Here is a 13,685-nt window from a genome sequence, read left to right as displayed (position 1 = left end):
ATGCTGACGCTCTATATGATTCACAACTGCGACACCTGCCGCAAAGCACGCAAAGCGCTGGACGACAAAGCGCTGATGTATAAAACCCACGACCTGCGTAAAGATGGCCTGTCGGCGGCACTGCTCGAACACATCTTGAATCGCGCGCCGCTGGTCGAGGTGATCAACAAGCGGAGTAAGACCTGGCGCGAGCTCTCCGATGAAGAGAAGGATTTTGATGCCAACTCGGCGCGCCAGCTGTTGCTTCAGCACCCCACGCTGCTCAAGCGGCCGCTTTTGGAACTCGACGACGGTACCATCATGATCGGCTATCAAGACGGCGACTACGATTCGCTAAGTGGCTAATCCTGACCGACACCTCTCACCAACCTCTAAGGAATACGCGTTATGCTGAGCTTCGCGCTTGGAATCGGCACCCAAAACACCCAGGGCGACTGGCTGGAAATCTACTACCCGGCTCCACTACTCCACCCAGACGAGCGCCTGGTCGCAGCGGCCAAGGAAGCCCTGGACGCACCAACAGGCAATGCCCCGGTCAGTTTCCTGCCAGAAGATTGCACCCGCTTGGCCAAAGCGCTGGAAGCGGCAGGCCACTCCGACCAAGCCGCACTGGCAGAGTCACTGGCGGCGAGCCAGCGTCCGCTGGTGGCGATGTTCTTAGAGAGCGATCAGCCGCCGCAAACCGCACCTGAGGTGTACTTGAAGCTGCACCTGCTGTCCCACCGCCTGGTGAAGCCCCACGGCCTGGACCTGACCGGTATGTTCGGCTTGCTGCGTAACATCGCCTGGACCAACGAAGGCGCCATCGACATCGAAGAGCTGCCCGCCCGCCGCCTCAAGGCACGCCTGGCTGGCCGTGCGCTGTCCGTCGACTGTGTCGATAAATTCCCCAAAATGACCGATTACGTGGTGCCTAGCGGCATCCGCATCGGCGACACCGCCCGCGTGCGCCTGGGCGCTTACCTGGGCGAGGGCACCACGGTCATGCACGAAGGGTTCGTCAACTTCAACGCGGGCACCGAAGGCCCCGGCATGATCGAAGGTCGTATCTCTGCCGGCGTCATGGTCGGCAAAGGCTCCGATCTGGGCGGCGGCTGCTCCACCATGGGCACGCTCTCGGGCGGTGGCAACATCATCATCAAGGTGGGCGAGGGCTGCCTCATCGGCGCCAATGCCGGTATCGGTATTCCGCTGGGCGACCGCTGTACCGTAGAAGCGGGTCTGTACATCACCGCAGGCTCCAAAGTGACGCTGTTGGATGACCAGGGCCAAGACGTCAACACCGTCGCCGCCCGCGAGCTGGCAGGCCAAGACGACCTGCTGCTGCGTCGCAACTCACAAAATGGCCGCATCGAGTGCTTGACCAATAAAAGCGCCATCGCGCTGAACGAGGCGCTACATGCCCATAACTGAGCCTGACTCACTGTCGCCGACGCTCACGCTGGCGTTCGACCTGCTGAGCCGGGCATCGGTGACACCCGACGATGAAGGCTGCCAAGACCTGATGATCGAGCGCTTAACGGCGCTCGGTTTCCATATCGAGCAGCTCCCCTTTGGTGATGTAAAGAATTTTTGGGCCGTGCGCGGCCACCACGGGCCGGTGATCGCGTTTGCCGGACATACCGATGTGGTGCCCAGCGGCCCCCATACCAACTGGGAATTCCCCCCTTTCGAGCCGTGTATCGACGACCAGGGCATGCTCTGCGGGCGCGGCGCGGCGGACATGAAAGGCAGCCTGGCGGCGATGCTGACGGCAGTGGAGCGCTTTGTGGCGCGCTACCCCGATCACGAGGGGCGCATCGCGTTTCTGATCACCTCCGACGAGGAGGGGCCGGCCATCGACGGTACCCGCGCGGTGGTCGAACACCTTCGCGAGCGCAATGAACGCTTGGACTACTGCATCGTCGGCGAGCCCTCTTCTACCGCTCGCCTGGGCGACGTGATCAAAAACGGGCGACGTGGCTCTTTGGGCGGCGTGCTGCATGTAAAAGGCGTGCAGGGCCATGTGGCCTACCCTCACTTGGCACGCAACCCTATCCACCAAGCGATGCCCGCCCTGGATGCGCTCGTCAACGAGCATTGGGACGCGGGCAATGACTTCTTCCCTGCGACCAGTTTTCAGATCTCCAACGTGCGTGCCGGAACGGGCGCCACCAACGTGATTCCAGGTGACGTGGAAGTCGTGTTCAACTTCCGTTACTCCACCGACGTCACCCACGACGAATTACGCTCACGCACCGAAGCGATCTTGGATGCGCATGGCCTCGAGTATCATCTGGATTGGACGTTGAACGGCGAGCCCTTCCTGACCGCAGAAGGCGAGCTCGTGGATGCTACGATTCGCGGCGTAGAAGCCGTCACCGGCGAACGCCCGCAACTCTCCACCAGCGGCGGCACCTCGGATGGTCGCTTCATTGCCACCTTGGGCGCCCAAGTCGTCGAGCTTGGCCCACTCAACGATACTATCCACAAGGTGAACGAACGGGTGCGCGCCAGCGACTTGGACGAGCTGAGCCGTATTTACGAAGCGACGCTTCAGGCGCTGCTGACCACCGACGAGGTACGCGTATGATGGAGCGGTTTCCAGACATAGAAGTGTATCTGGCGCAGGCCACGCTGGATGACGTCAACGCCTGGCTGGCTGAGGTGCTCAGTGCGCCGCCGCTTAGTCCAGCGGGCAAAGGCAAATGGAAAACCCGCGGCCAACACCAAGGCGATAGCGTCCCGGTACTCCTGGTGGATAACGCCGCCGATGGCTTTGCCAGCCTCTGGTTCGACAGCAGCCAGACGCCGTGGCACACCGACCAGGAGTGCGCTCAGCATGCCGCTGAGGCACTGCAGGTAGAAGTTCGCTGCTCGCTAGGCGGCTGGCATCCCGGCGATGACCCTGACCGTTTTTGGCAAGTTTTGCCCAGCGGCCAAGAGCGTGCCATCGAATGGCCCGATTCGGGCCGCTAAACGCAAAAACCCCCGCCAATGCGGGGGTTTTCTCTACCAGCAAGGGACGCTGTGAGAACGCTTACTCGATAATACTCACATCATCGGCCTGCAGGCCACGATCGTTTTTGATCACGTGATAGCGAACGATTTGGCCTTCGGCCAGCATCCGTGGGCCGCGGCCACGGATGGCACGAAAGTGAACGAATACGTCCTCTCCGTTATCGCGGGTAATGAAGCCGTAACCTTTATTGGTATTGAACCACTTGACCTCTCCCTCTTCACGGCCATCGTTGGGATCGATGATGTCTTCTTCATCATCGTCCGCTACCGGCGACGTCGCTTGAGGCTGACGCGGTGCTGGTTTCACTCGGGCAACGTCCGCTTTGACCACCATGGGCGGCGCCAGGGCAGCGGCGGCTAACGTGCCAATGAACAACATGACAAAGCAGCCAAGGGCGACGGCGGCATACACACTAAACGCCGCGCCAGCTAGCCACTGTTCAGCCATCGGTGCATTGGTTAAATGAACAATCCCCGCCAACAAAAGCGGCGTGGGGGCGGCCAGTAAGATACTGATAAAGAAACAGCGAAAAACAACTTTTGGGTTCATAGATGATGAAAGCTCTCTTGTTGTATGGGTAACAGACGAAGGACAATACTCGAACTACCAGGCCCATTCCTAACAGTACCGAGCATACTACACAAGGTGACGATGTTATCATGACAAACGATTTATCGCCTGCCGAGCTCACTCAACGTCTTGAATCGTTGGAGAGTCGGCTGGCTTATCAAGAGCATTGGCTGGATACGCTCGACCAAGCGGTCGCCCAGCAAGAACGACGCTTGGAAAAACTCGAGCAACTCAGCGCCTTGATGCGCGAACGGCTACGTGAACAGCATCAGGCGCTCCAAGCAGGCGATAGCCAAGGCAGCTTTCGCCCTGAAGATGACGTTCCGCCCCACTATTGAGCATTAGACACGCTTAAGCCCTTTATCGCCCCACCACACTGCTGGGGTCGACGCTCGCCAAGCCAAAGGCCTCGGCGACCGCACGGTAAGTGATCTGGCCATTATGGACGTTCAGACCAGGCAAGAAGTGCGCATCGTCGGCGAGCGCCTTTTGCCACCCTTTGTCGGCGAGTGCCAGCACGAACGGCAGCGTGGCGTTGGTCAGCCCTAGCGTAGAAGTCCGCGCCACGGCACCGGGCATGTTGGCCACGCAGTAGTGGACGATGCCATCGACGATATAAGTGGGCTCGGCGTGGGTGGTGGGCTTGCTGGTTTCGAAGCAGCCGCCCTGATCGATCGCCACGTCGACCAGCACGCTCCCCGGCTTCATGTCTGCCAGCATGGCGCGCGTGATCAGCTTGGGTGCTGCAGCCCCAGGAATGAGCACGGCACCCACGATCATGTCCGACTCCCTGGCCGCGTGATCCAACGCATCGGCCGTGGAGTAAACGGTCTTGATGCGCCCTTGATAGCGATCATCCAGCACCTCCAGGCGGGCAATGGATTTGTCCAGGATCGTGACGTCCGCGCCCAGGCCGAGTGCCATGCGGGCGGCGTTTTCGCCGACGACACCGCCGCCGATCACCGTCACCTTGCCCGGCGACACACCGGGGACCCCCGGCAGCAGCACACCGGAGCCGCCCTGCGCTTTCTCCAGGCTGTGCGCCCCCGCCTGTACGGCCATTCGACCCGCCACGGTACTCATGGGGGCAAGTAGCGGCAGACCGCCTTTGGCATCGGTAATGGTTTCGTAGGCAATACAAGTGGCACCACTTTCCATTAGCCCTTGGGTGAGCGACTGTTCAGCGGCCAAGTGCAAGTAGGTAAACAGCGTATGCTCAGGGGTGAGACGCGCGACTTCCTCTGGCTGCGGCTCTTTGACTTTCAAGATCAGCTCGGCGTGTTGCCACAGCGCCTCCACGCCCTGTTCGATGGTGGCTCCCGCGCTTTGATAAGCACTATCGGGAAAGCCTGCGCCTTCGCCCGCCCCGCTTTCCACGAAGACATGATGGCCACGCCCGGTTAGCTCGCGTACCCCTGTGGGCGTGAGTGCAACACGGTACTCGTGATTTTTGATCTCTTTTGGAACGGCAATTTTCATGACTGAACTCTCCACAATCCGGATGAACGACATGTCGCTCACTGCATTACAGCACAGCCGGTGAGAACCACCACCCCTATGAATCAAAACGAAAAAAACGCCGGCTAAGGCGTTTTTTGACAGAAAGATCTAGCGCTTGAGCGCAGCGCACGAAAAAATCGACGCCACTCAGTAGCGCATCACCCTTCCTCTACTACCGCACTACCATAGAGACGCTGATACTCCTCGGGCAGGCGCTTTGGACGACCGCTGGAGAGCGCCACGCAGGCAAAGCGAGTACGGGCATTGAGCAGCGTTTTGCCATCGTCGATACGCTTGAGCTGGAAGCGACGCGTCAGACTAAAACGCCCGTCGCACGCGACGATCCAGGTCGCGAGCTGCAGCGCATCCCCTAAAAAGGCTGGCGCGAGGTAGTCCAGCTCGTGACGATGGACCACCATCGCCCTATCCAGCGTTCGGTAACGCTCGAGAGAGAGCCCCAATGCCTCGGAGTGGGCCCAGCTAATTTGCTCGACCCAACGCAAGTACTCGCTGTTGTTGACGTGCTGGTAGGCATCGATCGCCTCTGGCAGCACCTCCAGGTCAATGACAAACGGGTCTGGCAGTGCCCACTCCATGTGACTCGCTCCCTGTCTACCTACCTCATGACGACGATTTGCGGATGATTAATCGCGGAATACGCGAACACCCAGCGCCTTCAAATAGGCCGTTTCTGGAATGGCCGGGTGTACCGGATGATCCGGCCCTTGGTGGCCCTGGAAGATGACCTGTCCGTGACGATCCTGATGGCGCACCGCGCCGCGGACTACGTCGACCAACCGCTCGGACGCCAAGTGCATGGAGCACGACGCCGACAGCAGCAGGCCGTCGCGGCCCAACAGACGCATCGCTTCACGATTGAGACGCGAGTAGGCGCGCTCACCGTTAGGGATGTCCTTGCGCTTTTTGATGAACGCCGGCGGATCAAGAATCACCACGTCGAACTGCTCGCCATCGGCCTTCAGCGCCGCCAGGGCTTCGAAGGCGTCGCCTTCGCCGATGGCCACCTGCTCTTGGACACCGTTCAGCTCGGCGTTGCGCGCCACTTGCTCCAGCGCCGCGCCAGAGGCGTCCACGCAGAGCACTTCGGAGGCGCCGCTGGCGGCTGCCTGGACGCCCCAGCCACCGACGTAGCTGAAGACGTCCAGCACGCGTTTGCCAGCCACTTGGCCGTTGAGCCAGGCGCGGTTGACACGATGGTCATAGAACCAGCCGGTTTTCTGGCCATTCAGCACCGGGACGGCAAAGGTCACGCCATTCTCGACCAGCAGCACTTCATCGGGTAGCGTGCCTTTGACCACCTCCACGTGGGCTTCCAGGCCCTCCTGGCGGCGGCCACCGGTGTCGTTGCGAAACACGATCGTGCTTGGTTTGACGACTTTCTCCAGCGCATCGACGATCTCCTCCGCCAATGCCTGCATACCCGCCGTGTTGAGCTGCACCACCAGCACGTCGCCAAAGCGGTCGATGACTAGCCCCGGCAGCAGGTCGCCTTCCCCATGAATCAGACGATAGAAGGGCTGATCGAAGAGACGCTGACGCAGCGCCAGCGCCTGATTGAAGCGATGCACGAACAGCGAGCGGTCCAGGCGCATTTCCGGGTCTCGAGACATGATACGCGCACAGATCAACGAGTGCGGATTCACGTAGGCCACGCCCAACGTTTTTCCGTTGGAGGCCTCTACAAGCGCGGACTCACCCGCCGCGAAGTTCTTTAACGGCGTCTCTTTGATATCGACTTCGTTGGAGTAGATCCACAGATGGCCAGCCTTCAAGCGGCGATCGGCGTTCTTGTTCAGGCGCAGGCGTTGAGTCACAACAATCTCCAAAAAAGCAGGCGGGCAGCGCTCTAGCGCTGCTCAAATAAGCAAAATGGGTCGCCGCGCGAGGCGACGCTTAACGCTGGCAGCCGGGGCAGAACACGCTGGCCCGCTGGCCCAGAGTGATACGTCTCAGCTCGCTGCCGCAGCGTAAACAGGGTTGCCCGTGACGTCCGTAAACGTTGAGCCGCTGGGCAAAGTAGCCGGGCTCACCCTGGCCGCTGACAAAATCGCGCAGCGTCGTGCCGCCTTGGGTAATGGCTGCCGTCAATACCTCTTTGACGGCAGCCGCCAGCGCATCGTAGCGGGCTCGGGAAATACGCCCCGCCGCACGGCGCGGGTCGATGCCCGCCATGAACAGCGCTTCGGCGGCGTAGATATTGCCCGCGCCCACCACCACGCGGTTATCCATCAGAAAAGGCTTGACCGCTACGCGCTTGTCGCGGGACAAGCGGTAGAGCCACTGGCCGTCGAAGGCCTCGCTGAGCGGCTCGGGGCCCAAGTGAGCAAGGCGGGTATCGCGACTGCCGTCGCCCTGCTGCCAATCGACGAAACCGAACCGCCGCGGATCATGATAGCGCAGCACGTAACCGCTAGCCGTCACGACGTCCACATGATCGTGTTTTTTGGGCACGTCGCCCAGGCGCGCCACACGCAGGCTGCCCGACATGCCCAGGTGCCACAGCAGCGTGGCGCTGCCTTTGGGTGTGGCCAGCGGCATCTGCAAATACTTGGCACGGCGTGAAAGCTCGCCGACGCGCGCGCCGATCAGCCGATCGGCCAGATCGTCAGGCACTGGCACCCGCAGGCGCGGCTGGCGCACCCGCACTTCGGTAATCTCTTGCCCTTCGATATAGGGGGCAATGCCACGTCGCGTGGTTTCTACTTCAGGCAATTCGGGCATGATGAAAGCCTATGATGACAGCGCCATGACAGATGACCCGTCAGCGCCCTAACGACAGACATGCAAAAACCCGGCTTTGGGCCGGGTTTTTCAACAGGCGCTCGCCTGCGGTGAAAGCCGATCATCGTAACCGCGATTACTTGATCTTGGCTTCCTTGTAGATAACGTGCTTACGGACCACCGGGTCGTATTTCTTGAATTCGAACTTATCCGGGGTGTTCCGCTTGTTCTTATCAGTGGTGTAGAAGTGGCCAGTACCGGCACTAGACACCAGCTTGATCTTATCGCGCATGGTTTAACTCTCCCAAAAGTGCGTAGCAAAAGCTCGCTTAGATTGCGTCGCCGCGTTTGCGGATATCGGCCAGAACCGTCTCGATACCTTTCTTGTCGATGATGCGCATGCCTTTAGAGGAAACGCGCAGCTTGACGAAGCGGTTTTCGGATTCAACCCAAAAACGATGGGTGTGCAGGTTCGGCAAGAAACGACGACGTGTCTTACGCTGGGAGTGAGAAACGTTGTTACCAGTTACCGGACGCTTGCCGGTAACCTGACATACTTTGGACATGAGAGCCTCCAACCGCTTGGCGAGTTGTTCAAAACTGTCGGGCAAACCGGAGCAGGGAGGGAGTCGACGCAGTTAACCGCCTAGCTGTACCCAAATCCGTTATTCAACCCAAGTTCAAAGGTGGCACTTTATACCAGAGCACCTGGCTACCAGCAAGCGAAACCGCCCAAAAAGGCCAAAAAAGCGCGTTTCTGGACAATTTACTTAGAAAAGGGGCATCGGCCCTACGACCCGCCGCGCGTTTTCTCCTGCTGAGTTGATGACTATAGCCAGCCACGCTCGGCAAACGACACCACGTCTCCGTCTCCCACCACGAAATGATCGAGAACCCGCACGTCAAAGAGTGCAAGGGCATCTTTCAAGCGCTCGGTGATTCGACGATCGGCATCGCTGGGCTCCGCTACACCCGAGGGATGATTGTGGGCCAGGATGACAGCACCAGCGTGTAGTTCCAACGCACGCTTGGCAACTTCGCGGGGATAAACGGATGCGCTGTCTAGGGTACCGCGAAATAGGGATTCATAGCGAATAATTCGGTGCTGAGTGTCCAAAAAAAGGACCGCAAACTCCTCGTGCCCCAAGTGACGGAGTTGAGAACTCAAATAGTGACGCACCAGCGCTGGCGACGTCAGCGCGTTACCCCGGGCCAGCTGACTGGCCAAATGACGCCGCGAAAGCTCCAGGGTGGCCTGTAGCTGAGCAAACTTGGCATCCCCCAATCCCCGAGCGGCACAGAACTGGGCTTGGTCGGCTTCCAGCAACTGCCTTAAACCACCAAAGCTGGTCAGCAAGTCCCGCGCTAAATCCACCGCAGAGCGTCCCTGTACGCCAACACGCAGAAAAATGGCGAGAAGCTCAGCATCCGAGAGAGCCTGCGCGCCCATCGTCAGCAGTTTTTCCCGCGGCCGCTCCCCCTCGGGCCAATGATTGATTCCCATCCACGCCTCCTTGCCCATGCGCTGCCGTTATCGGCCTAGTTAAAGAGAGAGCGCCGCCTTCAAACGCCAACTCAATGGCGCCGCCTCACTATACCTAGCCCCTACATTTGCCGAGCATGCCAAAATAATCGGTCAAATGGTATGGTAAGCGCCTTGTTGATCGTCACACTGGACTGCCGACCATGGCCTCATTTTCGCATTCCCCTTTGTCATCACGTATGTCATCACGTACGTCGTCACTTGCGGGTAAGCGCCTGCTGCTCGGCGTTAGCGCGGGCATTGCGGCGTATAAAAGCGCGCTGATCGTACGACTGCTCAAGCAGGCGGGCTGCGAGGTTCGCGTGGTGATGACGGAGGGAGCCCAGGCCTTCATTACGCCGCTGACACTTCAGGCGCTCTCGGGGGAGCCGGTGCGTACGTCGCTGCTAGATCCAGAAGCGGAAGCCGGCATGGGCCATATCGAGCTGGCCCGCTGGGCCGACGCCATCGTGATCGCGCCCGCCACGGCCGATCTGATCGCACGATTGGTGCACGGCATGGCGGATGACTTATTGACCACGCTCTGTTTGGCGTCCGAGGCGCCGCGCCTCATCGCGCCAGCGATGAATCAAGCCATGTGGCGCCACCCCGCCACTCAGCGCAACGTGTCACAGCTGGCCAGCGACGGCTGGCAGCTGATAGGCCCTGCCGCGGGCGATCAAGCCTGCGGCGATGTCGGCACAGGGCGCATGAGCGAGCCTGATGAGATTCTGGAGGCCGTGAGCCGCCATTTTGCACCGCCCATTACCCCCTCGGCCAGCGTCCCCCATGTCGTGATTACCGCTGGCCCCACGCGGGAGGCACTAGACCCTGTCCGCTACCTGTCGAATCACAGCTCGGGGAAGATGGGCTATGCCCTGGCGGCCGAGGCAGCCGCGCAAGGCGCACGAGTGACGCTGATCAGCGGGCCGGTGAACCTACCCACGCCGACAGGCGTCGAGCGGCTCAACGTCGACACGGCCCTGCAGATGCACGAGGCAGCGCTCGATCTCGCGCCAACCGCCGCGCTGTTCATTGGCTGCGCAGCGGTAGCCGACTACCGCGCCGCCAACGCGGCCGAGCACAAGCTGAAAAAAACCGACGACCAGGACACCCTAACGCTCACGCTGGTGAAAAATCCCGACATCATTGCCGATGTTGCGGCGCTACCGGACGGCCAGCGCCCCTTTGTCGTGGGCTTTGCCGCCGAGACCCAAGACATCGAGCGTTACGCCCAGGATAAGCTCGCCCGCAAAGGACTCGATATGATCGTCGCTAATGATGTTTCCCAACAGGGGCTGGGATTTGGCAGCGACGACAACGCGGCGCTGCTGCTATGGCGAACATCCGACGGTAGTGACCGACTCGTCGCACCGCCACAGCCTAAAACGCAGCTGGCCGCGCTGATCGTTCGGCACGCCCTCACCCACCTCTCTTTGACCTCTTCTGGAGCCTAACCATGAGCAGTTCCCGCCCTCGCCTACAGTGCAACGTCCTGGACGAGCGCCTCCACGACTATCTCCCCACCTATGCCACGACAGGCTCTGCGGGCATGGACTTGCGGGCGTTGCTGGATGAGCCGTTGACGCTCGCCCCCGGCGAATGCCAGCTCGTGCGAACCGGGCTTGCCATCTATATTGAAGACTCGGGCTTAGCGGGCATGATTTTGCCACGCTCGGGCCTGGGCCATAAACACGGCATCGTACTGGGCAACCTGGTGGGTTTGATCGACTCCGACTATCAGGGAGAGCTGATGATCTCGGTTTGGAACCGAGGCCAACACAGCTTCACCGTGACGCCGTTCGAGCGGCTGGCCCAGTACGTCTTGGTGCCCGTGGTGCAGGCCGACCTCGACATCGTCGAGCGCTTCAACGACTCCTCCCGCGGCGGCGGCGGTTTCGGCAGCACCGGTCGCCAATAGCTCGCCTTACGACGCCCCCTTTGCCTTTTCAAGGATCGATGATGACCGTACCCGCTTCGATATTTCGCGCCTATGACATTCGCGGCGTCGTCGATGACACGCTCGACGATGCCACCACCGAGCTGATTGGCCGCGCCGTCGGCTCCGAAGCGGCCGCTCGCGGCGAACACACGGTGATTGTGGCGCGGGACGGCCGCACGTCTGGGCCACGCCTGCAGGCGGCGCTCATTCGCGGCCTGCAGGCCGCGGGAAGAGACGTGATCGATATCGGCATGGTGCCCACGCCGGTTCTCTATTTTGCCACTCACACGCTGGCAGAGAGCTGCTCGGGTGTGATGCTCACCGGTAGCCATAACCCGCCGGACTACAATGGCTTCAAGATCGTCCTGGCGGGCGACACCTTATCGGGCGACGCAATTACTGCGCTCTTTGAGCGCATTCAAGCAGGTAACTTCACCCAAGGCGACGGTCGCGTGCGCCACCACGATCTGCGCGCCACCTATCTGGAACGCATCTTGAGTGATGTGAAGGTAACGCGCCCGCTTAGCGCCGTGGTGGATTGCGGCAACGGGGTGGCTGGCGAGCTAGGCCCGCAGTTGCTCGAGCGATTGGGAGTAACGACCACGCCGCTCTATGCCGAGATCGATGGGCGCTTTCCTAATCATCACCCCGACCCCGGCAAGCCTGAAAACCTCCAAGACCTGATTCACCACGTTCAACACAGCGGAGCCGACATCGGCCTGGCCTTCGACGGCGACGGTGACCGCCTGGGCGTCGTGACGCCTCGTGGACGCATGATTTACCCCGACCACCTGATGATGCACTTTGCCACCGATATGCTGTCGCGCAACCCTGGCGCCAAGGTGGTCTTCGATATCAAGTGCACCGGCAACTTGGCCAGGGTGGTTAGCGAGGCTGGGGGTGAACCCGAGATGTGGCGCACCGGGCACTCGCTCATCAAAGCGCGCATGAAAGAGACGGGGGCACTGCTCGGTGGTGAGATGAGTGGCCACCTTTTTTTCAAAGAGCGCTGGTACGGTTTTGACGACGGTCTCTACTCAGCCGCCCGGCTGCTGGAGATTCTTGCCCAATTCCCAGGGGATGCGGATACCTTCTTCGATCAATTTCCTCAGGATGTGAGCACGCCCGAAATCAACATCAGCGTGGCCGATGACAAAAAATTTACCATTATCGAGACGCTTGCCAGAGAGGGCGACTTCGGCGAAGGTATCAAAACCACGCTGGATGGCATTCGCGTCGATTACCCCGACGGCTGGGGTTTATGCCGCGCCTCGAACACGACGCCCGCCCTGGTGCTGCGTTTCGAGGGAAAGGATAGCGCTGCACTTGCTCGCATCCGTGGGCGTTTTGCCGAAGCGCTCCACGGCATCGCACCGACACTGACCATACCGGCCACCACAACGACATGATCGCGCCTTTAGAACGCGCGACGTGTTAAACACGCTGTGATTGCCAGCCGCGCACAGCCATGCAACAGACATTAAAAAAGAGCCAAGGGACATCGTCATGAGTTCAGCTAGTCGCGACCCTCAGGTCGTCGTGGAGGTGCTGTCAGAAGCGCTTCCCTACATTCAGCAATTCTCCGGCAAAACCGTCGTCGTCAAATACGGTGGCAACGCCATGACCGAAGATACGCTGATCGACTCATTTGCTCGTAACATCGTGCTGATGAAGGAGGTCGGCATCAACCCCGTGGTGGTGCACGGCGGTGGGCCGCAAATTGGCAGTCTGCTGGAGAAGCTCAATATCGAATCCCGCTTCGTCAACGGCATGCGGGTCACCGACTCGCAGACCATGGACGTGGTCGAGATGGTGCTGGGCGGCTTGGTCAACAAGAGCATCGTCAACCTGATCAATCAAAGCGGCGGCAAAGCGATTGGCCTGACGGGGAAAGATGGTGCCCAAATTCGCGCCCGCCAGCTCAAAGTAGAGCATCAAAGTCCGGAAATGACCGCGCCGGAGATCATCGACATTGGCCACGTGGGCGAGGTGGAGTCGATCTCTACCGATCTCATCGAGATGTTGGCCGCGCGTGATTTCATACCGGTCATCGCACCTATCGGGGTAGATGGCAAAGGCAACAGCTACAACATCAACGCCGATTTGGTAGCAGGCAAGCTAGCCGAAGCGCTGAACGCCGAAAAACTCATGCTGCTAACCAACGTGGCGGGTTTGATGAATAGCGAAGGTAAGGTATTGACCGGGCTCACGACCGTTCAGGTAGACGGCTTGATTGCCGACGGCACCATCTACGGCGGGATGCTCCCCAAGATCCGCTGTGCACTGGACGCGGTGAAAGGTGGTGTCAACAGCGCCCACATCATCGATGGTCGCGTGCCCCATGCCGTACTGCTGGAAATCTTTACCAACGCCGGGGTAGGCACCCTGATCACTGACGCAGGCTAATC

17 protein-coding genes are annotated in these 13,685 nt (G+C 60.3%); 9 read left to right on the top strand and 8 right to left on the bottom strand.

Going from position 1 to position 13,685, the window contains the following annotated elements:
- Genes FHJ80_RS15915 through FHJ80_RS15900 form a run of 4 tightly spaced genes read left to right on the top strand, consistent with a single transcriptional unit; the run spans window position 1 to window position 2,958 of the window.
- Entirely contained in the window at window positions 1–345 is a 345-nt protein-coding gene (locus tag FHJ80_RS15915; protein WP_139528311.1) for a Spx/MgsR family RNA polymerase-binding regulatory protein, read from the top strand.
- A gap of 42 nt (window positions 346–387) precedes the next feature.
- Entirely contained in the window at window positions 388–1,413 is a 1,026-nt protein-coding gene (dapD, locus tag FHJ80_RS15910; protein WP_139528310.1) for a 2,3,4,5-tetrahydropyridine-2,6-dicarboxylate N-succinyltransferase, read from the top strand.
- The gene (gene dapE / locus FHJ80_RS15905) at window positions 1,400–2,572 is read left to right on the top strand and encodes a succinyl-diaminopimelate desuccinylase (RefSeq protein ID WP_139528309.1); all 1,173 of its coding nucleotides are present in this window, start codon (window positions 1,400–1,402) and stop codon (window positions 2,570–2,572) included. The genes dapD and dapE overlap by 14 nt, the downstream gene beginning before the upstream one ends.
- Window positions 2,569–2,958 carry a hypothetical protein gene (locus FHJ80_RS15900; protein WP_139528308.1) on the top strand — a complete coding sequence of 130 codons (390 nt, stop codon included), beginning with the start codon at window positions 2,569–2,571 and terminating at the stop codon, window positions 2,956–2,958. The genes dapE and FHJ80_RS15900 overlap by 4 nt, the downstream gene beginning before the upstream one ends.
- Window positions 2,959–3,019: 61 nt before the next feature.
- Here FHJ80_RS15900 and FHJ80_RS17525 read toward each other — a convergent pair whose 3' ends face one another.
- The gene (locus FHJ80_RS17525; protein WP_139528307.1) at window positions 3,020–3,550 is read right to left on the bottom strand and encodes a cold-shock protein; all 531 of its coding nucleotides are present in this window, start codon (window positions 3,548–3,550) and stop codon (window positions 3,020–3,022) included.
- Between the two features lie 110 nt (window positions 3,551–3,660).
- Here FHJ80_RS17525 and FHJ80_RS15890 point away from each other — a divergent pair, with 110 nt between their 5' ends.
- The gene (locus FHJ80_RS15890; protein ID WP_139528306.1) at window positions 3,661–3,909 is read left to right on the top strand and encodes a SlyX family protein; all 249 of its coding nucleotides are present in this window, start codon (window positions 3,661–3,663) and stop codon (window positions 3,907–3,909) included.
- Window positions 3,910–3,931: 22 nt separating this feature from the next.
- Here the strand turns inward: FHJ80_RS15890 and ald are convergent, their stop codons facing one another.
- From ald to radC, 7 genes are all read right to left on the bottom strand, one after another.
- Entirely contained in the window at window positions 3,932–5,050 is a 1,119-nt protein-coding gene (gene ald, locus FHJ80_RS15885; protein WP_139528305.1) for an alanine dehydrogenase, read from the bottom strand.
- A gap of 179 nt (window positions 5,051–5,229) precedes the next feature.
- Window positions 5,230–5,667 carry a thioesterase family protein gene (locus FHJ80_RS15880; protein WP_139528304.1) on the bottom strand — a complete coding sequence of 146 codons (438 nt, stop codon included), beginning with the start codon at window positions 5,665–5,667 and terminating at the stop codon, window positions 5,230–5,232.
- A gap of 48 nt (window positions 5,668–5,715) precedes the next feature.
- Window positions 5,716–6,906 (bottom strand): class I SAM-dependent rRNA methyltransferase, encoded by a 1,191-nt coding sequence (locus FHJ80_RS15875; protein WP_139528303.1) that lies wholly within the window; start codon window positions 6,904–6,906, stop codon window positions 5,716–5,718.
- Between the two features lie 79 nt (window positions 6,907–6,985).
- A complete protein-coding gene (gene mutM, locus FHJ80_RS15870) occupies window positions 6,986–7,813 on the bottom strand; it encodes a bifunctional DNA-formamidopyrimidine glycosylase/DNA-(apurinic or apyrimidinic site) lyase (RefSeq protein ID WP_139528302.1) in 828 nt (275 codons plus the stop codon).
- Between the two features lie 136 nt (window positions 7,814–7,949).
- Complete coding sequence (gene rpmG, locus FHJ80_RS15865; protein WP_009098622.1) at window positions 7,950–8,105, bottom strand: 50S ribosomal protein L33; 156 nt, start codon at window positions 8,103–8,105, stop codon at window positions 7,950–7,952.
- Window positions 8,106–8,142: 37 nt separating this feature from the next.
- On the bottom strand, window positions 8,143–8,379 hold the full coding sequence (rpmB, locus tag FHJ80_RS15860; RefSeq protein WP_038481085.1) for a 50S ribosomal protein L28: 237 nt from the start codon (window positions 8,377–8,379) through the stop codon (window positions 8,143–8,145).
- Window positions 8,380–8,642: 263 nt separating this feature from the next.
- Complete coding sequence (gene radC / locus FHJ80_RS15855) at window positions 8,643–9,317, bottom strand: DNA repair protein RadC (protein WP_139528301.1); 675 nt, start codon at window positions 9,315–9,317, stop codon at window positions 8,643–8,645.
- Between the two features lie 218 nt (window positions 9,318–9,535).
- Here radC and coaBC point away from each other — a divergent pair, with 218 nt between their 5' ends.
- From coaBC to argB, 4 genes are all read left to right on the top strand, one after another.
- Window positions 9,536–10,792, top strand: a complete 1,257-nt coding sequence (gene coaBC, locus FHJ80_RS15850; protein WP_139528300.1) for a bifunctional phosphopantothenoylcysteine decarboxylase/phosphopantothenate--cysteine ligase CoaBC — start codon at window positions 9,536–9,538, stop codon at window positions 10,790–10,792.
- A gap of 2 nt (window positions 10,793–10,794) precedes the next feature.
- Window positions 10,795–11,256 carry a dUTP diphosphatase gene (gene dut, locus FHJ80_RS15845; protein WP_139528299.1) on the top strand — a complete coding sequence of 154 codons (462 nt, stop codon included), beginning with the start codon at window positions 10,795–10,797 and terminating at the stop codon, window positions 11,254–11,256.
- Window positions 11,257–11,297: 41 nt separating this feature from the next.
- Window positions 11,298–12,686, top strand: a complete 1,389-nt coding sequence (locus tag FHJ80_RS15840; protein ID WP_139528298.1) for a phosphomannomutase/phosphoglucomutase — start codon at window positions 11,298–11,300, stop codon at window positions 12,684–12,686.
- 97 nt (window positions 12,687–12,783) lie between these two features.
- Window positions 12,784–13,683 (top strand): acetylglutamate kinase, encoded by a 900-nt coding sequence (argB, locus tag FHJ80_RS15835; protein WP_139528297.1) that lies wholly within the window; start codon window positions 12,784–12,786, stop codon window positions 13,681–13,683.
- Window positions 13,684–13,685: the final 2 nt, after the last annotated feature.

This window comes from Halomonas sp. BL6 (assembly GCF_006228115.1).
GTDB lineage: Bacteria > Pseudomonadota > Gammaproteobacteria > Pseudomonadales > Halomonadaceae > Vreelandella > Vreelandella piezotolerans.
This window is presented reverse-complemented; position numbering and strand designations above follow the sequence as displayed.